Origin of the sequence: Siminovitchia fortis, assembly GCF_007681465.1 — a bacterium.
In the GTDB taxonomy this organism is placed as follows: domain Bacteria; phylum Bacillota; class Bacilli; order Bacillales; family Bacillaceae_C; genus Siminovitchia; species Siminovitchia fortis.
This window is the reverse complement of sequence record NZ_VEKZ01000004.1, coordinates 1-21,171: the sequence shown is the minus strand read 5'-3', so window position 1 is coordinate 21,171 and position 21,171 is coordinate 1. Positions and strand designations below refer to the sequence as shown.

The following is a 21,171-nucleotide window of genomic DNA, read 5'->3' as shown; positions in this document are numbered from 1 at the left end:
AAGCACCGCCTTTGCTTGATTGTCAAGCTTTTAGCCGTTATAATTATTGGGATATATTCCCCATCTGCGACATTTTTAAGGAGTGCAAAGATACTTGACGGCCGGCTGCATGAGTAGGGATTGCGGGGCGTCAGTGCTTTTATCATATTAGGAGGATTACATATGAAGACAATTTTTTCAGGTATTCAGCCAAGCGGTGTGATCACCCTGGGCAACTACGTTGGGGCTATCAGGCAATTTATTGAACTTCAGCACGAATATGACTGTTATTTTTGTGTGGTTGACCAGCATGCCATTACGGTTCCCCAGGATCCGATTGAACTTCGCAAAAATATAAGAGGCTTAGCGGCGCTGTATGTCGCTGCCGGCCTTGACCGAAAGAAGGCGACTTTATTTATTCAGTCCGAGGTGCCCGCCCATGCTCAGGCCAGCTGGATGCTGCAGTGCATCTCTTATATCGGTGAACTGGAAAGAATGACGCAGTTCAAGGATAAATCTACAGGAAAGGAAGCAGTCTCTGCCGGCCTGTTGACCTATCCGCCTTTAATGGCTGCAGATATCCTGCTGTATGAAGCTGATCTTGTGCCTGTAGGAGAAGACCAGAAACAGCATTTGGAACTCACACGTGATCTTGCTGAAAGGTTCAACCGGAAATATAGAGAGATTTTTACAATTCCAGATGTACGAATCCCAAAGGTTGGGGCAAGAATCATGTCTTTGCAGGAACCTACAAAGAAAATGAGCAAATCCGATTCCAATCAGAAAGCTTTCATCACGTTGCTCGATACACCTAAACAGATTGAGAAAAAAATAAAAAGTGCCGTTACAGACTCTGAAGGCATTATAAAATTCGACCGGGAAAATAAGCCGGGTGTTTCCAATCTTCTTTCGATCTATTCGATTTTGGGCGGAAAAACGATCGAGGAGCTTGAAGCACAATATGATGGAAAAGGCTATGGAGATTTTAAGGCTGATTTAGCTGAGGTCGTTGTCAAGACAATATTACCTATTCAAGAAAGGTATTATGAACTTGTCGAGTCAAAAGAGCTCGATGACATTCTTGATGAAGGTGCGGAGAAGGCAAAACAGCAGGCAAACCGGATGCTGAGAAAGATGGAAAATGCCATGGGCCTGGGCAGAAAAAAATAAAAAAGAAAAGCGCAAGCGCCCGTTTAGCGACGTACAAACGGAAATGCGGAAGACGGCTGTTTAGGGGCGACAAGCGCTGGAGCTAGACATAGATATATCTTTCTGAATGGAAAAATGAGCCTAGATTTTATATTTTCTTTACTTAAAACACTAAAATTCCCCTTGATCATGAAGGGGAATTTTTCATTTCCAAAGACTTGCTTAATTTACTTTTGAATCATATTCCATTTCCCAAAGCTTCTCAAAGAACGGCTGCCCTTTCACCATATTTTCACAAAGGGTTTGATGTTTTTCCGTCCATCCCTCTTTCGCCTCTTCATAAAGCTTATTCCAAACACTTTCAAAATCCATCGTTTGAATTTCGGTATATAGGTGCGGGCACCATTCGGTATACCAGTATCTGACTTCCGCCGTATTCTTGGAATTGTACAACTGGTCAAGTGCCATGAACAGAAGCTGTTTTAAATGGCGCTCTCTGCGTGTTAAGCCCCTCATCAAGACGGGATCGGGAGATAGAATATGAAATTCCTTTTTCACACCTTCGTGTTTAAACTTATACTTTGTCGGTTCATTATTTTCAATCATTTCAAATACAAGCTGTTCCTGGCGAGGGATCAGCCTGCTTTTTCTGAGCGGAATCGTATATCCCATCGTATCCACCGCAAGGATACCTTGTCCATCCGTAACGACAAAGCATGAATCCAGCGCTATACGCTCATGATTTTTTCTTAAATAGGCTTTTTGGTAAATGTCATTTAATAATTCCTGTGGTATGTCGGCCATATCGTTTTCAATCATGTCGAATAAGAGATGCTCGATGTACAATAACGGAACTTGATCGAGAAGTTCAATGACATCTTCCCCTCTTCTCCATTCGTGAAAATGGCAAACGTTATATCCATTTTCTTCCCCTTCGAACCAATTGACCCATACATCATGAAGATAAAGCATCCTTAACCCCTCACTTCATAACTATTTGTTTTTCAGTATGGGCAGGCTGCAGTTAATTTATTCCTGTGAATCCATCATCGGGCAATACGGTCATTCTTCGGAATTGGTCCCGTAAATGGAAAACCAGATTAAGATAAGGCCGGCTATAAATAAATAACATTCAGGACGCCTGCCAATATACAAAAAGTAATATGAATAGCTGTATCCCATCGGCAAGAGGTTCATATAAGCGATGATATTGATTCCACCAGCAACAGACAGACCGAATCCTATCAAATAAATTGTCCCTCTAAACAGCATGGCAGTCCCCCGGAACATTGTTTCTGACAGCTTGTCTAACACCATTTATATTCAAAAAAGAGCCATACATTACAGAAAAAGAAATCGGCCTCCGTTCATCCGGAAGCCTGCTCTGTTTCACGGGTGTATGCCCTATTATTCTCAACAATGCGCTCTGATGGAACTTTAAAGGACTCATGTACAGTCAACGGCTTCTTTCCTGCATACTCTTTTACGATGTCCGCCCCGAGGGCATATCCCATCATATTGGGGATGCCTCTCCTTCCAAAAAGCAGATTATCATGCAAGGGATGTTCTTTTTTCAGCTCTAAATGTTCTTTATACACCCTGTTCCAGAAATGCTGAAGTTGGTCTTGGTTGTAAAAGCCCAGCCAGTCAGCTGTATATTCTTTTCCGCAATATTTAAGTACAGCATGTTCTGCAAGCCCTTCAAAAATAAGCGAATCAAGCAGAGAATATTCTTCCGGATCTTTTTTATACCGGTTCATCCGTACAGCGTGATGGTACTCATGTACAAGCAATGATTCCCATACTTTGACATCATCTGCAGGTGAAAGGAACAAAAAGATCTTGTTCGGAAACGTCAATCCTGAACGCCCCTTAAGGTCCACCATGAATTGGCGCGCCGGCTCAATCGGAAAAATATAAATGTCTACCTCCGGTGCTTTCCACAGTCTTTTATATTTTGCATAAAACTTTTCCATATGCTCCCATGCCTTCTGTTCTTTGAGCCTTGTATACATATCGTGAGTTCTCCTTGATGGCTGGTACATTCCAAATCTTCGCAAATATTGATAGTAATGCGCATGGTTTTCAACATCCGGCGAAGCGAGCTTACACAGCTCCATCGGGTTGAAGAAGTGTTCATCCATCCAATTATCTGTCCGGATTACTCCCATTTTGCATCCCTCCCTCCATATCCTACTGAGGAAAGAGAAAAAAAGTGCCTAAAAAAATACAGCTCCCAAAGTTGGAGCTGTACCTTTTTTAAGAAGAATATTTTTTAAACGCAATCGTGGCATTGTGGCCGCCAAATCCGAGCGAGTTGCTGATCACCGCGTTGATCTCTTTTTTCCTTGCTTCATTTGTCACATAATCGAGATCACATTCAGGATCAGGCGTTTCGTAATTGATTGTAGGCGGAAGGATTCCGTCTTTTATGGCAAGTACAGAGAATATCGCCTCCACCCCTCCGGCTGCCCCAAGAAGATGGCCCGTCATTGATTTGGTTGAACTGATGGCAAGTTTGTATGCGTGATCGCCGAACACTTCTTTAACAGCAATTGTTTCATATTTATCATTGTAAGGTGTGCTTGTGCCATGGGCATTAATATAATCGATGTCCTCAGGAGCAAGCCCTCCGTCTTCAAGAGCGATTTTCATTGCCCGTACACCGCCTTCGCCGCCTGGCGCCGGTGCCGTGATATGATAAGCATCTCCGGTAGAACCATATCCGACAATTTCAGCATATATTTTGGCCCCGCGGCTGGTAGCATGTTCAAGTTCTTCAAGTACAATGACGCCCGCGCCTTCCCCGATTACAAATCCATCCCGGTTTAAATCAAAGGGCCTGCTTGCCGTATCAGGGTCAGGATTCGTGGAAAGAGCTGTATTCGCACAAAATCCTGCAACGGACATTTGCGTAATAGGCGCTTCCGTCCCTCCTGCAATCATGGCGTCCGCATCTCCCCGTTGAATGGCCTTAAAGGCATCGCCAATGGAGTTTGTACCCGTCGCACATGCAGTAACTGTACAGGAGTTGACTCCTTTGGCTCCAAGATAAATAGAGACTTGTCCAGTCGCCATGTCAGGAATCATCATTGGAACGAAGAACGGGCTGACCCGGCGGTATCCCCTCTTTTGAAAAATTTGAAATTGATTTTCAAGTGTCTCCATTCCTCCGATGCCGGATCCGATCCATACACCGATCCGATCCGCATTGCTCTCATTGATGTCCAAGTTCGCGTCTTTTACAGCCATCATCGCAGATGCAAGAGCGTAATGGGTAAAGCGGTCCATTTTGCGGGCATCTTTTCTTTCAATAATGTTTTCAATTTCAAAATCCTTAACTTCTGCCGCCACTTTGGCTGAGTAGTTGTCAGGATCCAGCCTTGTAAGAGGACCGATTCCCGATTTTCCTGCCAAAATGTTATTCCATGAAGTTTCAACATCATTTCCTACAGGAGAGACAGTTCCCAATCCTGTAACTACAACTCTTCTTTTCAAATTGTTCATCTCCTTTTCTGCCCCTCTGAAGAAGATATTGCTTGTTTCAAAAAATAAAGTATTCATTATTTAAGCATCTGTTTGTCCAGCTCAGGCGCCCGGCAAACGGGCGCTTCCGCTTTTCCTCAACGGCCCCATCTAATGGCAATGGCTCCCCATGTGAGACCCCCGCCGAAGCCGACCAACACGATCAGATCATCATCTTTTATTTTTCCGGCCTCCACTTCATCAGCAATGACCATCGGTATGGAAGCGGAAGATGTATTTCCATATTTATGAATCATTTTGGACATTTTCTCTACCGGCAATTCCAGTCTTTGTCTTGCCGCCTCCATGATCCTGATATTTGCCTGATGGGGAATCAGCAAATCCACATCGTTTTTTGTAAGACCTGCTTTCTCCAATACTTTAACAGATGACTCTCCCATTTGTCTTACCGCAAACTTGAAAACTTCCCTGCCATTCATCATAATATATTTTTCCTGATAAAGATACTGTCCGCCTGTCCCGTCAGCACCAAGATCAAATGCCAGGACTCCGCGTCCTTTGGAAACAGGCCCCATGACAACAGCTCCTGCTCCATCGCCAAAGAGGACAGCCGTATTTCTGTCATCCCAGTCGGTGATTTTGGAAAGCTTCTCGACGCCGACAACCAAAATATTTTTGCAAGATCCTGTCTCAATGAATTGTTTTGCAGTTGCCACCCCATACATGAATCCGGCACATGCGGCGCTGACATCCATTGCAGAAGCATTGACACAGCCAAGTCTCGCCTGAAGCATGCACGCAACGGAAGGGAATGGTTGGTCAGGCGTCACTGTTGCGACCAAGATCATATCGATCTCTTCCGGACCAACTTCTGCGTTTTCGAGGGCTTTTTTTGCAGCTTCAAAGGCCATATCAGAAGTGTTCACATTATCCGATGCAATCCTTCTCTCTTCAATGCCGGTCCGTGTCCGAATCCATTCATCGGAAGTATCCATCATTGTTTCCAGCTCTTTATTTGTCAACACCCGTTCGGGTATGTACTTTCCGACTCCAATTATTCCTGCATTCATATAAAATGTCCCTTCTTTCCGTTCCTTATGAAAATTGGTTTTGTTATCTTATATTAAGACTTGGTACTAATTATAGCATTTGTTCATTAACCTGTCATCACTATTTCAATTGCTTTCCAGCAATTTTTGCTGTTCTAAATAGTTGACCGCGTCATTGGCAGCGGCAGAAAGATTTTCATGAAATCCGGACGCATAATCATCTGAAGGACAGTATTCCCATACATCATGAAATTTCTTTAAGGATTCAAAAATTCCATTCAGCTTGCCTGCAAATGAAGACTGCGACCTCTCCGTGGCAGGCGGATGAATCAACAGCAGTGATGCTTCAGTTTTTTTTCGTTCCGAAAACCTTTCAAGCTGAAAGATCAGCTCGTTCCTTGCGCTTGGATGGCAGCGGTTTAAATAATCTAGCGTCGGTATGATATAAAGGCACTTTTCGTCCGATAATTTTTGTTGAATGGAATCTTCAACATTTTCCAGCTCCATATATCTTAAATTGGCATTTCGTCCGATAAGCAGCCATTTTTCCTCCTGCTCATCCGTTATCCAATCACGGTGGTCGATTGCGAATACATCATAGCCTTTTTCAAGCAGCAGGGAACATAATTCAAATCCGAAAGGCTGGCGGGCTCCAAATAATACGGCTGTTTTCATCTCGGCATCCCCTTTCTTTGTGGTTAAGGAAATAATAAAAGTGGTTAAGGAAATAATAAAATGATCAGGTTGTGAGTATCTTATTTGTCACTTAATGCTGCGTCCGGCGCTTGCGCCTTTGTTCAAAGATAAGCAAGTATAAAATTTTACAGAATTTTCTTTTCAAACAAAATTAACGTAATGTCCAGCTTCAGGCGCCATCGGCGCAAGGATTAAGCCAATCGCTGATGAAGGCAAACTACGCCTTCGCAAGCGTAGTCTAGCTTTGCGCCGATAGACGGGCGCCTTGCGCTTTTCTTATTCTAAAATTATCGTATGCAAAGTTGAAAGGGACTGACCTCTTTTCTCTTTTTTGTATTGGATTTATTGGAACGCCGCATTTGTTTATGGTATACTAACGTGGTGAATAATAATATTGATTATGTGACTTACATAGAGAAGTTTCTGAAACGGGGGGAACACAATTGAGATATCTGGTCACAATTTTTTGGACACTTTTGCTTGTAAACATGTTGATGTATGTAGCAGGTTCCATGATTGGATCAAGCTATGATTTCGGAACTGCAACAACTTTGGGCGTCGTCGCAGTTATTTTGATTTTCATCGTCTCTGCACTGATACCAGCACAGCCAACAGAAGAACAATAACTCGCCGGCGATCGGCGAGTTATTTTTATTTTTTAATCCTTATTTTCAGTTCATCATCCTGCAAATCGACAATGACTGTATCGAAAGGATGAACATTCCCCGAAATGATTTCCTTTGCAAGGCCTGTCTCAATCTTGCTTTGCAAATACCGTTTTAACGGCCGTGCGCCATACACGGGGTCATAAGCTTCGCGGGCTGTAAATTCTTTTGCGGCGTCTGTCATCTCCAGTTGGATATGCTGGTCGCGCAAACGCTCCTGAAGCTCCCTCACAAGCTTTGAAACAATTCCTTTGATGTTATCCATGCTGAGCGGTTTGAACAGAATGATGTCATCCACTCTATTAAGAAATTCCGGACGGAACGAAGCTCTTAGCTGGCCAAGGACAAGGTCCTTCGTCTCCTCATCTATTTGGTCTTCATTTTGCTCCCTTTCCAGCAGAAATGCCGACCCGATATTGGAAGTCATGATAATGACCGTATTTTTGAAATCAACCCTTCTTCCCTGCGAATCGGTGATACGGCCATCGTCAAGGACCTGCAGTAAAATATTGAACACTTCCGGATGCGCTTTTTCAATTTCATCGAGCAGAACAACTGAATACGGCTTCCTTCTGACAGCCTCTGTCAACTGTCCGCCTTCTTCATATCCCACATAGCCGGGAGGGGCTCCAATCAAGCGCGATACCGCATGTTTTTCCATATATTCGGACATGTCGATGCGGATCATCTGCTCTTCACTGTCAAATAAGTTTTGCGCCAATGCTTTGGCCAATTCGGTTTTACCTACGCCGGTGGGTCCAAGGAATATGAAAGATCCGATCGGACGGTTCGGGTCCTTGATTCCGGCCCTTGCCCTGAGCACCGCATTGCTCACAAGCTCCACCGCTTCGTCCTGCCCGATAACCCGTTCGTGCAATATGCTTTCAAGCCTCAGCAGTTTTTCCCGCTCGCCTTCAACAAGCTTTGTGATCGGAATGCCAGTCCATCTGGAAATAATTTCAGCCACTTCATCTTCTGTCACTTCCTCTTTTACAAGACGCGACTCATTCCGCTCCTGGCCTTCCATTTGCTTCAGCTCTTTTTCCAAAGCCGGGATGCGGCCGTGGCGAAGCTCAGCAGCACGGTTCAGATCATACTCGTTTTCCGCCTCTTCAAGCTCTCTGCGGAGCTTTTCCAATTGCTCCCGCTTTTCCTGGATGCTGGAAATTTCACTTTTTTCTTTTTCCCACTTCGCTTTCATTTCATTTGCCTTTTCTTTCAGGTCAGCGAGGTCTTTTTGCAGCAGCTCAAGCCGTTCTTTGCTTGCTTCATCTTCCTCTTTCCTTAAGGCCGCTTCTTCGATTTCAAGCTGCATGACTCTTCTCGTAATCTCATCCAGCTCACTCGGCATAGAATCGATTTCCACCCGTATATTGGCACAGGCTTCATCAATGACATCAATCGCTTTATCTGGTAAAAAACGATCCGTAATATAGCGGTCGGATAAAGTTGCTGCCGCTACAAGGGCTCTGTCATGAATATTGACCCCGTGGTGGATTTCAAACCTTTCCTTCAATCCGCGCAAAATGGAAATCGTATCTTCCACTGTCGGTTCGGGAACAAGCACCTTTTGAAAACGCCTTTCCAATGCAGCATCCTTTTCTATATACAGCCGGTATTCATCCAGAGTCGTTGCTCCGATGCAGTGGAGTTCTCCTCTTGCGAGCATTGGCTTCAGCATGTTTCCTGCATCCATGGAACCTTCCGCTTTTCCGGCGCCTACTATTGTATGGATTTCATCAATGAACAGCAGAATCTTGCCTTCGCTCTTTTTTACTTCCTGCAATACCGCTTTGAGACGTTCTTCGAACTCTCCCCTGAATTTGGCTCCGGCGATCAGGGATCCCATATCCAGCGCATATATCGTCTTGTCCTTTAACCCCTCCGGCACGTCTTTTCTTACGATTCGTTGGGCAAGCCCTTCTACAATGGCGGTTTTCCCGACACCCGGCTCGCCGATCAGAACAGGGTTGTTTTTCGTTTTGCGTGACAGAATCCTGATGACATTTCTTATTTCCTGATCCCGCCCGATGACCGGGTCCAGTTTGCCGGACTTCACTTCCGCCACGAGATCCCGTCCGTATTTTTTTAAAACTTCATAGGTCGCTTCCGGGTTTTGTGACTCCACCCGCTGTCCCCCCCTGATTTCTTTTACTTCTTCCAAAATGCTTTTTCTCGTTATCCCGTAGCGGGATAAAAACCGTGATATGCCGTTATCCGGCATATCCATTAAAGCAAGTGCAAAATGCTCCACGGACAGGTACTGATCCTCAAACCCACTCATTTCTTCCTCAGCCTTGCTGATGAGCGTCGATAAAGGACTGCTCAAGTACTGGCCGCCCTGCACACCCTGGCCAGTCACCTGCGGCTTCTGGTCCAATATTTTATCGAGTTCAAGCTGGATTTGCCCTTTCGTCACCCCAAGGCGCTCATAAAGCGTTGAAAGCAGGCTGTCATTCCTGTCTATAAGAGCTTTCCACAGATGCGGTATATCCAGTTCCGGGTGATTCAGCCTTCTGGCAATTTGCTGGCTTTGCGCGAAAGCCTCCTGCATGGTCATCGTCATCTTGCTCAGATCCATATTCCTCCTCCTTTTTCAAAACCAAAAGAGCCTGTTTATCTTCAAACCTGTTTATCTTCAAAATAAAAGCGAAGCTGCCAAAAAGGAGCTTCGCCTATACAATTCCCATTCAGCAGAATGGCAAAACGGAAGATATGTTCTTTTAATCAAGTAACGCCAAGCGCAATTTTCGCATAACGCGACATTTTATCTTTTGTCCAAGGAGGAGTCCAGACAATATCCACTTCCGTCTGTTTGACTTCCGGTATATCCGCCAATGCCGCTGTCACCTGGTCTACAATAACAGGCGCAAGCGGGCACCCCATTGATGTGAGGGTCATCGTTATTTTTGCCGTGCCGCTTTCATCCAAGTCAACATCATAAACGAGTCCAAGATTCACGATATCGATGCCCAATTCGGGGTCGATCACCTGTTCAAGGGCGCCGTAAATATTCTCTTTCAATGCTTCGTCCACTGTTCCCCGCTCCTTTCAAATGGTTTCTATCCTTATCATACCAAATCCATTATAAATTCAAACAGAAATGTTTTCTTTACAATAAAAATTCGCTGAACCAGTCAACTGTTTTTAAAAAAGCCTCACGGGTCACCTTATGCTCGGCATTGTTGTCGGCAAGGAAGTATAGACGTTCCGGCCTCTTTTCATAATCAGCTTTAATTTTTTGGTAAAAATCGGATGTTGGCTGAAACGGTACCACCTTATCCTTTTTCCCATGCCAAATCAGGAGCGGCCTTCCTGCAAGTCCCTCAGGCTGAAGGCTTAAATCATATTTCCGTAATTCAGCATATATACCATCAAGTTCTTTGTTAGAAAAAGGAATGGTCATTTCTGCTTTTTCCAATGACTCAATCTGCGCCCTGGCCAATTTTTCGTAACTCGGGCTTCCCATCAAGGAAACGCCCGCTTTAATCCAATCGTATCGGGCCAGTCCGCCGAACATCGTGATGCCGCCCATAGAGGTGCCGACAACTCCAATCCGGCTGTTGATCAAATCCTTTTGGGATAATTCTTCCTTCATATCGTTCAGTTCGCGGATTGATTGGAGAACAATGTTCCAAAATTCGAAGATCAGTTTTTCCGGATGCCTGCCGTCACTTCGTTCCCCATGTAATTTTGCATCCGGAAGAATGACCCTGAACCCTTTTTCCGCAAGCAGGTAGCCGAAATGAAGATTATGTTCTTTAGCTGAAGTAAAACCATGCAGAAAAAAGACGATCGGCAGCTTTGCATTTTTTCGGCCTTCTTTTACGACATGTAAAACCGGTATATTACTTATGGATTCGTGATGGATTTCAATCAATCGACTCTCTCCTTAGGCTTGACGTGTTGGAATGCCAATTAATGTTATATTTTAACACTCCTTATTTCCTCTTGCCAAAGATGAGGATTGGCTGTCATTAATTCCCCGAAGTTTTTGTCCGCTTTTCGTCCAAAATAAGATATGAACGCGTGATGCGTTCCTTCCTACCATTTCAAAAAGGCGGTGTGTTGTCATGGCTAAAAACAGTAAATCCAGACGCTTTACGAATCAGGGAAAAAACTCTGTTGAACAACATGCACAACGTTTTCCATATCGCTCCACATTGGATGAGGCAGAAAAGGAAAAAATTGAGTTCATGAAAGAATCATCGCTTGGAGGTATTTAAGGTGGGAAAAGACAAACTTTTTCAGGAGGCCAGGCACTTTGTTAAGCAGGCTTTAAATAACACGTCACCTGAAACCGTTGAGATTGCCAAGAATGCCCTTTCTTCAGCATATGCCAACTCAACCTTCGCCCAGCAGAGCCAGTTAAGGGAGCTGCAGGAACAGCTTGACAAGAGGTCAGATTCGCTTTAGCACTTTAACGCATCGGGGGTCAGACCCTCCTTAGTGCTTTAACGCACCGGGGGCCTGACCCCTTAATCTTTCCGGAAGAAGCCGAAAACCGCCGCTGTCTCCACAATATTTGTGAATGCTTCAGGATCGACCTCTTTGATGACATGTTCAAGCTCATACAATTCATACCGGGTTATGACGATGATCATCATGTCTTTTTCCTGGTTGGAAAACGCCCCTTTGGCCGGCACCATCGTAATGCCCCTGACCAATCTCTTATAAATCGCTTCTTTAAGCTCGGCGGCTTTTTTCGTGACAATCATGGCCGTAAGTTTCTGATGGCGCGTATGAATGGCATCGATCACCCTTGTGGACGCGTAGACCGACAGCAATGTGTATAATGCTTTATCCCACCCATATAAAGCGCCCGCTGTCAGTATGATGACGGCATTCAATATAAAGAAATACGTCCCGACAGATTTATCACTCATTCGGGATAGGACCATCGATATGATGTCCAACCCTCCCGTGGATGCCCCCACTTTCAATGTGATCCCGATTCCAATGGCTGTGATGACGCCGCCAAACACTGCGTAAAGCATGATATCTGCCGTCTGGGCCTTAACAGGAATAATTTCAAGGAAAAAAGAAGTGACAGCAACCGATATAAAACTATAGAACGTAAAGGTTTTTCCGACTTTGTACCACCCAAGCACAGCCACAGGAATGTTGAACAGCAATAATAAAAGTCCCGTTGATACGTTTAGCGGTGTAAATTGACTGATGACTTTTGATAAGAGCTGTGCAGCACCCGCAAAGCCGCTGGCATAAACATTTGCCGGTATAAGGAAATAATTCATCGCAACGGCAACGAGGATTGCCCCTGCTATGATGACAATTAGTTTTTTAATAACTTCCCATAATGATTGTTTTCTCATTTTTTCACCCTAATTCAGCGTTTTTTTACGTTGAGGTTTCTTATAAAAGCAGATACACTTATATAAAAGGACAAAGATTGTCAAATTATTTTTTCACGGAAGGTGTATTTTTATGACATTGAAACTTTTTGCCGACAGTGCATGCGACCTGCCGCTGTCTTTCTATGAAGAGAATAACGTTGTGTTGATCACTCTTCAGGTGCATATTGATGACCGGGAGTACAAAGATTTACAGAACATCACGCCTGAACAAGTATATGAAGAAATCAGGGCAGGAAAAATGCCCAAAACGTCCCAGGCCTCCCCTCAGCAGCTTCATGAACTTTTTACGGACCTTGCGAAAACAGGCGAAAGCGGATTATACATATCCATGTCTTCCGGCCTTTCGGGTACATATCAAACGGCTGTCATGGTGAAAGAACAGGTAAAAGAAGAATTTCCCGATTTGGATTTGACGATTATCGATTCAAAAGCCGTTTCTTTGGGATATGGTTTGACCGTCATGGCTGTTGCGGAAAAAATAAACAATAACGAACCAAAGGAAGACATCATCAAATTCGCACAATCCAATTGTAACCGCATGGAACATCTATTTACAATCGAGGATCTTGAATTTCTTGCAGCAGGCGGACGCTTATCGAGGTCATCTGCATTTTTCGGGGGACTTTTAAATATCAAGCCCCTTCTGCATGTTGAAGAAGGAAAATTGGTCCCACTTGAAAAAATCCGCGGTAAAAAGAAACTTTTAAAAAGAATGCTTGACCTCATGGAGGAACGCGGTGACGATCTTGAGAATCAAATGATCGGCATCAGCCATGGCGATGATGAAGAAACTGCCTTGCTAATGAAAAAAATGATCGAAGAACGTTTCGGAACAAAGAATTTTTACATACGTCTGATCGGTGCCATCGTCGCGTCTCATGCGGGCCCGGGAACGCTCGCTGTCTTCTATCTAAAAAAACAGGCCGATTGACAACGAGTAGGGAATCCCTGTCAGGACATACTAACCGCAAACATAAGGAAAGGGAGACTCTCTTATGCGATACAATACATCAGACAATGACAAAAAGGCAAGGGATAATCAAGCACGCAGGGAAGTAAAAAACATTCAGCGCGAAGAAGAACGCAAAGCCGGTAAACATCAATACTCCAAGAAAACGGATCATCTTTAATTATCATGCGGATTCATCCCGGCTGTTCGGGTTAAAGGCCGTAATCCCCGCCTGTTTTCGGGCGGGGATTTCGATTTAATTTGGACCGGAGCACCCCCGTGGGAGTATCGGTAAGCATGAAAAAGCCGCCGGTAAACAAGCACCGGCGGCTTTATAATTCCCTTATTTTACCAACTCAAGATCAACCGGGATGAATTCATCCACTTTGTCTCCAGCTTTTACTTTTAATGCGGTTTCCACGCTTTTTTGCCCGATTTCTTCAGGCTTTTGCGCAACGGTTGCCGCCATTTTCTTGTCTTCGACTGCTTTCACGGCATCGTCGGTAGCGTCAAAACCGACAACGATGACATCCTTGATTCCGGCAGCTTCCAAAGCTTCAATCGCTCCCAAAGCCATTTCGTCATTATGGGCAAAAATGGCCTGGATATCTTTGTTGGCCTGCAGGATGTTTTCCATGACAGAAAGCCCTTTGGAACGGTCGAAATCAGCTGCTTGCTTGGCGACAACTTCAATATCGGAAACTTCGTCAACCGCTTTGTGGAAGCCTTCGCCGCGCTCACGTGCGGCGGAAGAACCCGGGATCCCTTCAAGCTCAACGACTTTCCCTTTGTTGCCCAATTGTTCCAAAATGAGCTCGCCGGCCATTTGTCCTCCTGCCACGTTGTCGGAAGCGATGTGAGCAACGACTTCGCCGCCTTCGGCACTTCGGTCAACGGTGATGACAGGAATGTTTTCCTTGTTGGCGGATTCAATCGCAGCGGAAACAGCGGAAGAGTCCGCCGGATTGATTAACAGCACGTCAATGCCACGCTGGATCAAGTCTTCCACATCGGAAACCTGTTTTGCGGAGTCATTTTGCGCATCAACAACCACAAGCTCTGCCTCCTCGGCATCAGCTGCTTTTTGCGCGCCGTCTTTCAAGGAAACGAAGAACGGGTTGTTCAATGTTGAAATCGACAGTCCAATTTTGACCTTATCGTCTTTTTTGCCATTGGTATCGCCATCCGACGCTTTGTCTGAACCAGGTGCTTTTGTCGAACAGCCGGCAGCAATGATCATGATGATCGACAGAATCAATAAACCTTTGAATGCTTTTTTCACGATAATTCCTCCTTTAGATTTTTAAGCAGATTTTTTGCGGTCAAGCAGCACAGCGAGTAAAATAACTCCCCCTTTCACAACTTGTTGATAGAAGGAGCTGACATTCATTAAGTTCAACCCATTATTTAAAACCCCAATGATGAGGGCTCCTATCAATGTTCCAAAAATCCAGCCGCGTCCGCCGGACAGGCTCGTTCCACCAAGCACAACCGCTGCAATCGCATCAAGTTCATAGGTGACACCCGCGGTCGGCTGTGCCGAATTCAGCCTCGATGCAAGGATGATTCCGCCAAGGGCAGACAGCGTACCAGTAATCGTGTACACCCACAGCTTGACGCGGTCGGCGCGAATCCCCGAGAGAATCGCGGCTTCCTCGTTTCCGCCGATCGCATAAACCCGACGGCCAAAAACCGTCTTTTTCAAAATAAAATACAGGATAAAGTACACAGCCAGCATCCAGATGACTGGCACGGGGATCCAGCCGAGATACCCTTTGCCCAACAGCTCGAACAGCGTGCTGTTGGACAGCCCGGTGATCGGCCGGCCATCGGTGTAGACGAGTGTCAGCCCTCGGAAAATCGTCATCGTTGCCAGCGTGGCAATGAACGGAGCGACTTTTCCTTTTGTGATGATCAGGCCGTTCAATGCTCCCATCGCCGCCCCGGCCAAAAGCCCGATTAATATGGCAAGCAGCGGATCCATGCCACCCGCCAAGAGCCCCGCGGTCAACGCGGAAGCGAGAGCCAATATGGAGCCCACCGACAGGTCGATCCCCCCTGTCAAAATGACGAAAGTCATCCCAAAAGCGATCAGGGCGTTTATCGACACCTGCCTTAGGACGTTGAAAATATTATTTAAGGTAAAAAAGCTTGGGCTGACAATTGCCAGTATAATGATCAAAAGTACGAGACCAAGTAATGCGCCAAGCTTCTGTAATTGTTTTGAAAACGAGGATTTCATTTTTTATTTCCCCCTGTTGCTGCCTGCATAATTTTTTCTTGGTCCGCCTCGCTCCTATCAAGGATGGCAGCCAATTTTCCTTCATGAATGACCATGACTCGGTCACTCATTCCCAGCACTTCCTCGAGCTCAGAAGAAACCATGATGATCGAGACACCTTCCTTGGTCAGCTCATCCATCAGATGGTAGATTTCCTTTTTGGCACCGACATCGACGCCTCGTGTCGGTTCATCCAAAATCAAAATTTCCGGGCGGATTCCAAGCCACTTTCCGATGACGATCTTCTGCTGGTTCCCGCCGCTCAGCGATTTGACAGCCTGGTCCCTCCCGGATGTTTTGACATGCAGCTTGCCAATCATCTCTTCGGCAAAGCGTGCTTCTTCCTTTTCAGAAATTACGCCCCGCTTCGAAATTCGTTTCAGGTTGGCGAGCGTGAAGTTTTCCTGGACCGACATGCCGAGAACAAGACCTTTCGATTTCCGGTCTTCCGTGATAAAACCGATTCCTGCCCGAATCGCATCTGTCGGACTATGGATTATCGTTTCTTTTCCATCAATAAAAAGTTTCCCGTCAGTGACTTTCCGATAGCCAAAAACGGCTTCCATGATTTCTGTGCGCCCCGCCCCCATCAATCCGGCGACGCCAAGTATTTCCCCTTTCTTGACAGAAAAGCTGATGCGGCTAAAACTTCCTTTACTCGCCAGGTTTTCAACCCGAAGTTTCTCAGCGCCGACCGAGACTTCGCGATTGGGGAAACGATCGCCAAGCTGGCGGCCGACCATCATTCGAACTATATCGTCGTAGGATGTTTCGGCAATTCTTTCTACGCCGATAAACCGGCCGTCCCTGAGGACCGAAATTCGGTCGCAGATCCGGAAGATCTCCTCCATGCGGTGGGATATATAGACGATGCCGACTCCCTGTTTTTTCAGCGAGTCAATCACGGCAAATAATGCTTCAATTTCACGGTCCGTGAGCGCGGCCGTCGGCTCGTCCATGATCAACACCTCCGTGTTGGCGGCTACCGCACGGGCAATTTCAATCATCTGCTGCTGACCGACCGACAGCTGCCCCGCTTCTGCGGAAGGATCGATGTCAATGCCAAGACGGTTCAGATACTCACGGGTTTTTCGTTTCATTTCTTTATCTTTCGTCACTCCGAACCGGCCGACCGTCAGCTCTTTTCCGAGAAACATATTTTCGGCCACGGTCAAATTCGGGATGATGTTCAGTTCCTGGTGAATGAACGCGATTCCGGTGTCTTCGGCTTCTTTCGGGTTTTTGAAATCGACTTCCTTGCCTTTAATGCTCACCGTGCCAGTGTCCCGTTCGTAGACCCCAGTCAGGATTTTCATCAGCGTCGATTTACCCGCTCCGTTTTCACCCATCAAGGCGTGAATTTCACCCGGCAAAATCTCAAAGTCGACATTCTCGAGCACCTTAACGTTTGAAAACGCCTTGCTAATCCCTTTCATTTGAACGATTGGTCTTGCGCTCATATCAGAAAATCACCCCGGCGTGCAAAATAATGTTTGCATAAGGCGTAGCCTCACCCGTTCGAATCACGGCCTTTGCTTTTGCCATTTCTTTTTTGAATTCCTCATGGGACAGGTAGTCGACCGGAATCCCTTTTAAAAGCGCTGCTGCCTCTTCTTCGGCGGGCCGGTTGTGCGTCTTGATCTCTTCGGCCAGCGTCGCTTTTTCAACCTGCATGTCATCAAGCAGAACTTCAAGCGTTTCGATAAAGCCGGGCGTACCGATTTTCAGGGAAACGTCAATCCGGATGCAGTGATCGGGGATGGGGAGTCCACAATCCGCGATCACGATCGTATCCGTATGGCCCAATCTCGACAGCACTTCGGAAATATGGCTGTTTAGTATGCCATGTTTTTTCATCTTCTCACCCTTCCTGCCGTTGTAAAAATTCGGCGACTTCTTCGCTCGACGGCATGCCGCCCTGCGCACCGAGCTTGGTGACTGAGAGGGCCCCAGCCGCGTTCGCAAACCGGCACGCTTCTTCAAGGTCCGCCTTGCCGCTCAGCGAAAAGGCGAGCGCTCCGTTAAACGTATCCCCGGCACCGGTCGTATCGACAGCCTCAACAGGATAGCCCGGGATTAGCTTTTCGCCGTTTTGGTAAATGGAAGCTCCAGCGGCTCCTCTTGTCACAATGCACTTTTGCAAAATTTCTTCCCGCTCGGCTTCCGTCCAGTTTCCCGTGGCAAGGAGTTCCGCCTGTTCATGCTCATTTGGCGTCAAGTAGTCGGCGAGAAGCAGCATTTCCTTCGAAAGCACCTGGAATGGAGCGGGATTTAAAATGATTTTTACCCGATGCTTGCGTGCAAGTTCCATCGCTTTTTTTACCCCGTCAACAGGAATTTCAAGCTGGAGCACTATCGCGTCGCTCGCCGCAATGACTTCTTCATGCTTCTGAACGTATTCTGCGGTTACATGTGAATTTGCACCCGGTACCACGATAATCCGGTTGTCGCCTTCTGAAATCGTGATGGCGGCGATTCCTGTTGATACATGTGTAACCGGTTTTACATAGTCGATATTGATACCTTCATCCCGCAAACGCTGTGTAAGCAGTCGGCCAAAATCATCGTCTCCGACACAGCCGATAAACGTGGCCTCGGCGCCGAGGCGAGCGGCCGCAACCGCCTGGTTCGCTCCTTTTCCTCCGGGAATCGTATGGAATGCTTTGCCGAGAATCGTCTCACCCGCTTTTGGGGTCCGGTCCGCCAACGTTACCAGATCCATATTGACGCTGCCGATGACGGTTATTTTCCTCTTCATTTTTAGCACCTCGTCAATTTCGTAATGTGGTCTGGCCGGCAAGCAGCTCGACCTCAAATACATAATGTTTTTTTGCCACATATTTTCCTTCAATAATCCGAAGGAGAAGTTCGGCAGCCGTTCTTCCCAGATTGTAAATGGGCTGTGCCATGGTCGTGATTTCCGGGCTTGTCAGCTGGCCCATCTCAATTCCGTCAAAACCGATCACAGACAGCTCCTCCGGAACCCGGATCCCGAGCTGCCTTGCGGCTTTCATGACACCCATGGCCATGTAGTCGTTTCCGGCAAATATTCCGTCGATCTCCGGATTCTCCGTCAATAACCGCATTGTTACCTCTGCTGTTTTCTTGACATCAAATTCCCCTGCAGCTACGTATTTATGATCGAACCACGGCTCATTGCCCACTTCTTCCAAATAACCCTTGTACCGTTCATCGGAGTTTATAACATTCATCGGGCCGCGGATATGCGCAATCCTCTTGCAACCGGCCGACTTCAGGTGCCTGACCGCCTGCCTCGAACCATCATAGTTGTTCACCGAAACGGAAGGAACATTCTCGCCGATCGGCCTGTCGAGCGCCACAACCGGAACGGCCCTATTTTTGATATGCTTTGGCGTCAGCGTGCTCGTCACGATGATGACGCCATCGACATATTTTTGCTCGACCATCTCCATATAGTTGATCTCTTTCTCGATGTCTTCATCCGAATTGCACAAAAGCAGTGTGTACTCCCTAGTGTTCAGCAAATCCTCCACCCCTCTTGCCACCTCGGGAAAAAACGGGTTTTTGATATCCGGAAGGATCAGGGCAATCGTTTTCGACTGCTTCTTAAAAAGGCTCCGTGCGACGGCATTCGGCTTATAATTCAGACTTTCAATCGCGCTTTCCACTTTCTTTCTTGTATCCTCGCTGACATAGCCGGAATTGTTGATCACCCGCGAAACCGTCGCGACCGAAACTTCCGCCGCCATCGCCACATCTCTGATTGTTGCCACCTGCTCACCCCCGTTCTACAATATGAATCTATGAACCTCTTATATGTAACCCGTTACATAATAGTGAAATAGGAACCGGATATTTTACAAATACAAGTCTAAATTAGTTAAAATTTAATAATGTACCCCAGTGTGTAACCCTTTACACACTGGTTAAAAAATATATGGTGTAACCCTTTACACACAGTGTAACCACTTCCACATTTCTCTGTCAATCTTTTTTTATAGGAAAAATTTTGATCTTGTAGGATTGACACGGAGCCACCCTGGGCATGATTTCTCAAGCAAGCGGTAGGATAAACAAATTTACCGCGCCCGTACAAGATCCCGCTATTCAAATTAAGTTATCCGATATGTCCTAGGGCATCCAGTATTTGATACTTCTACCAAAATTGCGGTTGATTTGGGCTTAATCGTTGTATATTGCAATTAAAAAATTACATATACTTATTTGTAAGATAAATAACATCTTCTTCGAGATTTTGGAGATTAGAAATAAAATCATGTGCTTTCATTTTAGTTTTTGATAAGATTGGCAAATCTTCTTCCCCATAAGTCCCTGCGTGCATATGAAAATAAAAGGCAATACTATACCCTTTCTCCTTCAAAATGCGAAAAAATGATTTTAAAAGAGACATGGATTCCGTGAATTTTCTTTCATTACTCGTTTTTTTAAAAAAGTCACAAGAACACATTCCAGTAGTAATCGTATAAACATATTTATATTTACAACTAAAAATATCAGCAGGTTTGTTATCAAATATTCTTTCAATGAAAATGTCCTTTATTTCAAATTCGTTTTTTATTTCATTCGGTATCTCCCTGTCTAATCCAATAGTAATGAAATAACACATGTAGTTATCTCCTTTCTTTAACTAATGGCCATGCTTTTTGCCCTTCCCAGCCTAAAAGCCTCATATCGGTTATAAGCCGCAAACCGCATTTCATTGAATGCCTTTTACCTCTAGAGGAAGGCTCATTTGTGTGTTATACTCATTGTTAGTGATCTTCGGATTACTCATAAAAAATCGTCCTTTCTGAAATGTTGGTTTGGTCATTTTCATTTTACTAGAAGGGACGATTTTTTTGTAGGCATCTTTCGATATAAATCAAAAACAGGGCTGTCACAGAAAATCAATTTTCACTGACTTTCTGGACAGCCCCTTTCAAAAAATTCGTTTAACAAACTCAGTGTTGGGAGTGAGTTCAATTAGATATATTTTAATTTTTATGATTATGTCTTGTTTAATAGGTTGTGATAATTCAAAAAAGTATGGTTCAGAAGACAATGCTGATAATTCAAAAACGGATATTATAACAAATACTAATGATGAGACAAAGACTTTGCCCTTTGCGATAAATGAAGAAATTATTAAATCTATTGAGTGGGAAGAGAGTCCCACTTTTCAATCCGGAAATTACGAGATGAGGGTTTAAAGAATAAAGTTGGGTTTATTGATTTCCCGTTTGAAAAGAAAAAAACAGGCAAATATATGTGGCATTTTTGGGGAAAGTCACTCCCATAAGGTGAATTATCAATAGTCGCTGTTAAAAAAGGGAAAAATAAAGTATCGCCGGCATTAGTTGTAAATGGAGAAAAGGTTTGGACAACATCCTTCCTAGGAGGCCCAAATAATGGAGCTGATGCTCATTTACCTTCAAATATGCAGTTGGATGAATCAGGGATATGGGCTTTGCTTGTTTATCTAGGTGATAAATATATACCTTAATCCGTGACTAAATTTATCTAAAAACCATCCGAAAGCTAGTGAAATCAAGTATAATAC

General features: G+C 45.2%; 24 protein-coding genes. 7 read left to right on the top strand and 17 right to left on the bottom strand.

Annotated elements, in window-relative coordinates:
- The first annotated feature begins 162 nt into the window (after nucleotides 1-162).
- On the top strand, nucleotides 163-1,149 hold the full coding sequence (trpS, locus tag FS666_RS02410) for a tryptophan--tRNA ligase (protein ID WP_120069030.1): 987 nt from the start codon (nucleotides 163-165) through the stop codon (nucleotides 1,147-1,149).
- A 201-nt stretch (nucleotides 1,150-1,350) separates the two neighbouring features.
- On the opposite strand, the gene FS666_RS02405 is transcribed toward trpS, so the two are convergent.
- The 6 genes from FS666_RS02405 to FS666_RS02380 form a co-directional block, all read right to left on the bottom strand.
- Entirely contained in the window at nucleotides 1,351-2,100 is a 750-nt protein-coding gene (locus FS666_RS02405) for a YjbA family protein (RefSeq protein WP_120069033.1), read from the bottom strand.
- 90 nt (nucleotides 2,101-2,190) lie between these two features.
- A complete protein-coding gene (locus tag FS666_RS02400; RefSeq protein WP_144460436.1) occupies nucleotides 2,191-2,400 on the bottom strand; it encodes a YuzI family membrane protein in 210 nt (69 codons plus the stop codon).
- A 95-nt stretch (nucleotides 2,401-2,495) separates the two neighbouring features.
- Complete coding sequence (locus FS666_RS02395; RefSeq protein WP_144460438.1) at nucleotides 2,496-3,299, bottom strand: DUF2268 domain-containing putative Zn-dependent protease; 804 nt, start codon at nucleotides 3,297-3,299, stop codon at nucleotides 2,496-2,498.
- A gap of 88 nt (nucleotides 3,300-3,387) precedes the next feature.
- Nucleotides 3,388-4,635 carry a beta-ketoacyl-ACP synthase II gene (gene fabF, locus FS666_RS02390; protein ID WP_144460475.1) on the bottom strand — a complete coding sequence of 416 codons (1,248 nt, stop codon included), beginning with the start codon at nucleotides 4,633-4,635 and terminating at the stop codon, nucleotides 3,388-3,390.
- Between the two features lie 116 nt (nucleotides 4,636-4,751).
- The gene (locus FS666_RS02385; RefSeq protein ID WP_144460440.1) at nucleotides 4,752-5,684 is read right to left on the bottom strand and encodes a beta-ketoacyl-ACP synthase III; all 933 of its coding nucleotides are present in this window, start codon (nucleotides 5,682-5,684) and stop codon (nucleotides 4,752-4,754) included.
- Between the two features lie 105 nt (nucleotides 5,685-5,789).
- A complete protein-coding gene (locus FS666_RS02380; protein WP_144460442.1) occupies nucleotides 5,790-6,338 on the bottom strand; it encodes a Rossmann-fold NAD(P)-binding domain-containing protein in 549 nt (182 codons plus the stop codon).
- 464 nt (nucleotides 6,339-6,802) lie between these two features.
- Here FS666_RS02380 and FS666_RS02375 point away from each other — a divergent pair, with 464 nt between their 5' ends.
- The gene (locus FS666_RS02375; RefSeq protein WP_144460444.1) at nucleotides 6,803-6,985 is read left to right on the top strand and encodes a YjzD family protein; all 183 of its coding nucleotides are present in this window, start codon (nucleotides 6,803-6,805) and stop codon (nucleotides 6,983-6,985) included.
- A 25-nt stretch (nucleotides 6,986-7,010) separates the two neighbouring features.
- Here the strand turns inward: FS666_RS02375 and clpB are convergent, their stop codons facing one another.
- From clpB to yjfP, 3 genes are all read right to left on the bottom strand, one after another.
- Entirely contained in the window at nucleotides 7,011-9,605 is a 2,595-nt protein-coding gene (gene clpB, locus FS666_RS02370; protein ID WP_144460446.1) for an ATP-dependent chaperone ClpB, read from the bottom strand.
- Between the two features lie 146 nt (nucleotides 9,606-9,751).
- A complete protein-coding gene (locus tag FS666_RS02365; RefSeq protein ID WP_120069054.1) occupies nucleotides 9,752-10,060 on the bottom strand; it encodes a metal-sulfur cluster assembly factor in 309 nt (102 codons plus the stop codon).
- A gap of 76 nt (nucleotides 10,061-10,136) precedes the next feature.
- A complete protein-coding gene (gene yjfP, locus FS666_RS02360; protein ID WP_144460448.1) occupies nucleotides 10,137-10,904 on the bottom strand; it encodes an esterase in 768 nt (255 codons plus the stop codon).
- Nucleotides 10,905-11,097: 193 nt separating this feature from the next.
- On the opposite strand from yjfP, the gene FS666_RS02355 reads away from it, so the two are divergent.
- Nucleotides 11,098-11,250 carry a competence protein gene (locus FS666_RS02355; protein ID WP_120069060.1) on the top strand — a complete coding sequence of 51 codons (153 nt, stop codon included), beginning with the start codon at nucleotides 11,098-11,100 and terminating at the stop codon, nucleotides 11,248-11,250.
- 1 nt (nucleotide 11,251) lies between these two features.
- Nucleotides 11,252-11,440 carry a DUF3813 domain-containing protein gene (locus tag FS666_RS02350; protein WP_144460450.1) on the top strand — a complete coding sequence of 63 codons (189 nt, stop codon included), beginning with the start codon at nucleotides 11,252-11,254 and terminating at the stop codon, nucleotides 11,438-11,440.
- A 62-nt stretch (nucleotides 11,441-11,502) separates the two neighbouring features.
- On the opposite strand, the gene FS666_RS02345 is transcribed toward FS666_RS02350, so the two are convergent.
- Nucleotides 11,503-12,357: a YitT family protein gene (locus tag FS666_RS02345; protein WP_144460452.1), complete on the bottom strand. Its 855-nt coding sequence runs from the start codon at nucleotides 12,355-12,357 to the stop codon at nucleotides 11,503-11,505.
- A gap of 112 nt (nucleotides 12,358-12,469) precedes the next feature.
- Between FS666_RS02345 and FS666_RS02340 the strand changes: the two genes are divergently transcribed.
- Complete coding sequence (locus FS666_RS02340) at nucleotides 12,470-13,330, top strand: DegV family protein (protein WP_144460454.1); 861 nt, start codon at nucleotides 12,470-12,472, stop codon at nucleotides 13,328-13,330.
- A gap of 64 nt (nucleotides 13,331-13,394) precedes the next feature.
- Nucleotides 13,395-13,529, top strand: a complete 135-nt coding sequence (locus tag FS666_RS02335) for a DUF3941 domain-containing protein (RefSeq protein ID WP_120069071.1) — start codon at nucleotides 13,395-13,397, stop codon at nucleotides 13,527-13,529.
- Between the two features lie 162 nt (nucleotides 13,530-13,691).
- Here FS666_RS02335 and rbsB read toward each other — a convergent pair whose 3' ends face one another.
- From rbsB to FS666_RS02300, 7 genes are all read right to left on the bottom strand, one after another.
- Nucleotides 13,692-14,630 (bottom strand): ribose ABC transporter substrate-binding protein RbsB, encoded by a 939-nt coding sequence (rbsB, locus tag FS666_RS02330; RefSeq protein ID WP_244943820.1) that lies wholly within the window; start codon nucleotides 14,628-14,630, stop codon nucleotides 13,692-13,694.
- A gap of 21 nt (nucleotides 14,631-14,651) precedes the next feature.
- Entirely contained in the window at nucleotides 14,652-15,590 is a 939-nt protein-coding gene (locus FS666_RS02325) for an ABC transporter permease subunit (protein ID WP_120069074.1), read from the bottom strand.
- A complete protein-coding gene (locus FS666_RS02320) occupies nucleotides 15,587-17,089 on the bottom strand; it encodes a sugar ABC transporter ATP-binding protein (protein ID WP_144460456.1) in 1,503 nt (500 codons plus the stop codon). The genes FS666_RS02325 and FS666_RS02320 overlap by 4 nt, the downstream gene beginning before the upstream one ends.
- A gap of 1 nt (nucleotide 17,090) precedes the next feature.
- A complete protein-coding gene (gene rbsD / locus FS666_RS02315; RefSeq protein ID WP_144460458.1) occupies nucleotides 17,091-17,486 on the bottom strand; it encodes a D-ribose pyranase in 396 nt (131 codons plus the stop codon).
- Between the two features lie 4 nt (nucleotides 17,487-17,490).
- On the bottom strand, nucleotides 17,491-18,387 hold the full coding sequence (gene rbsK, locus FS666_RS02310) for a ribokinase (RefSeq protein WP_144460459.1): 897 nt from the start codon (nucleotides 18,385-18,387) through the stop codon (nucleotides 17,491-17,493).
- 13 nt (nucleotides 18,388-18,400) lie between these two features.
- Nucleotides 18,401-19,384: a LacI family DNA-binding transcriptional regulator gene (locus FS666_RS02305; RefSeq protein ID WP_144460461.1), complete on the bottom strand. Its 984-nt coding sequence runs from the start codon at nucleotides 19,382-19,384 to the stop codon at nucleotides 18,401-18,403.
- A 437-nt stretch (nucleotides 19,385-19,821) separates the two neighbouring features.
- Entirely contained in the window at nucleotides 19,822-20,238 is a 417-nt protein-coding gene (locus FS666_RS02300) for a hypothetical protein (protein ID WP_144460463.1), read from the bottom strand.
- 684 nt (nucleotides 20,239-20,922) lie between these two features.
- Between FS666_RS02300 and FS666_RS20150 the strand changes: the two genes are divergently transcribed.
- Nucleotides 20,923-21,114, top strand: a complete 192-nt coding sequence (locus tag FS666_RS20150) for a DUF4871 domain-containing protein (protein WP_244943825.1) — start codon at nucleotides 20,923-20,925, stop codon at nucleotides 21,112-21,114.
- Nucleotides 21,115-21,171: the final 57 nt, after the last annotated feature.

Coding starts and splice junctions, on each gene's coding strand:
- trpS (WP_120069030.1), top strand. CDS start 163: ATGAAGACAATTTTTTCAGGTATTCAGCCAAGCGGTGTGATCACCCTG.
- FS666_RS02320 (WP_144460456.1), bottom strand. CDS start 17,089: ATGAGCGCAAGACCAATCGTTCAAATGAAAGGGATTAGCAAGGCGTTT.
- FS666_RS02405 (WP_120069033.1), bottom strand. CDS start 2,100: ATGCTTTATCTTCATGATGTATGGGTCAATTGGTTCGAAGGGGAAGAA.
- FS666_RS02300 (WP_144460463.1), bottom strand. CDS start 20,238: ATGTGTTATTTCATTACTATTGGATTAGACAGGGAGATACCGAATGAA.
- clpB (WP_144460446.1), bottom strand. CDS start 9,605: ATGGATCTGAGCAAGATGACGATGACCATGCAGGAGGCTTTCGCGCAA.
- FS666_RS02400 (WP_144460436.1), bottom strand. CDS start 2,400: ATGCTGTTTAGAGGGACAATTTATTTGATAGGATTCGGTCTGTCTGTT.
- FS666_RS02385 (WP_144460440.1), bottom strand. CDS start 5,684: ATGAATGCAGGAATAATTGGAGTCGGAAAGTACATACCCGAACGGGTG.
- FS666_RS02345 (WP_144460452.1), bottom strand. CDS start 12,357: ATGAGAAAACAATCATTATGGGAAGTTATTAAAAAACTAATTGTCATC.
- FS666_RS02325 (WP_120069074.1), bottom strand. CDS start 15,590: ATGAAATCCTCGTTTTCAAAACAATTACAGAAGCTTGGCGCATTACTT.
- rbsD (WP_144460458.1), bottom strand. CDS start 17,486: ATGAAAAAACATGGCATACTAAACAGCCATATTTCCGAAGTGCTGTCG.
- rbsK (WP_144460459.1), bottom strand. CDS start 18,387: ATGAAGAGGAAAATAACCGTCATCGGCAGCGTCAATATGGATCTGGTA.
- FS666_RS02380 (WP_144460442.1), bottom strand. CDS start 6,338: ATGAAAACAGCCGTATTATTTGGAGCCCGCCAGCCTTTCGGATTTGAA.
- FS666_RS02335 (WP_120069071.1), top strand. CDS start 13,395: ATGCGATACAATACATCAGACAATGACAAAAAGGCAAGGGATAATCAA.
- FS666_RS02355 (WP_120069060.1), top strand. CDS start 11,098: ATGGCTAAAAACAGTAAATCCAGACGCTTTACGAATCAGGGAAAAAAC.
- FS666_RS02340 (WP_144460454.1), top strand. CDS start 12,470: ATGACATTGAAACTTTTTGCCGACAGTGCATGCGACCTGCCGCTGTCT.
- FS666_RS02395 (WP_144460438.1), bottom strand. CDS start 3,299: ATGGGAGTAATCCGGACAGATAATTGGATGGATGAACACTTCTTCAAC.
- fabF (WP_144460475.1), bottom strand. CDS start 4,635: ATGAACAATTTGAAAAGAAGAGTTGTAGTTACAGGATTGGGAACTGTC.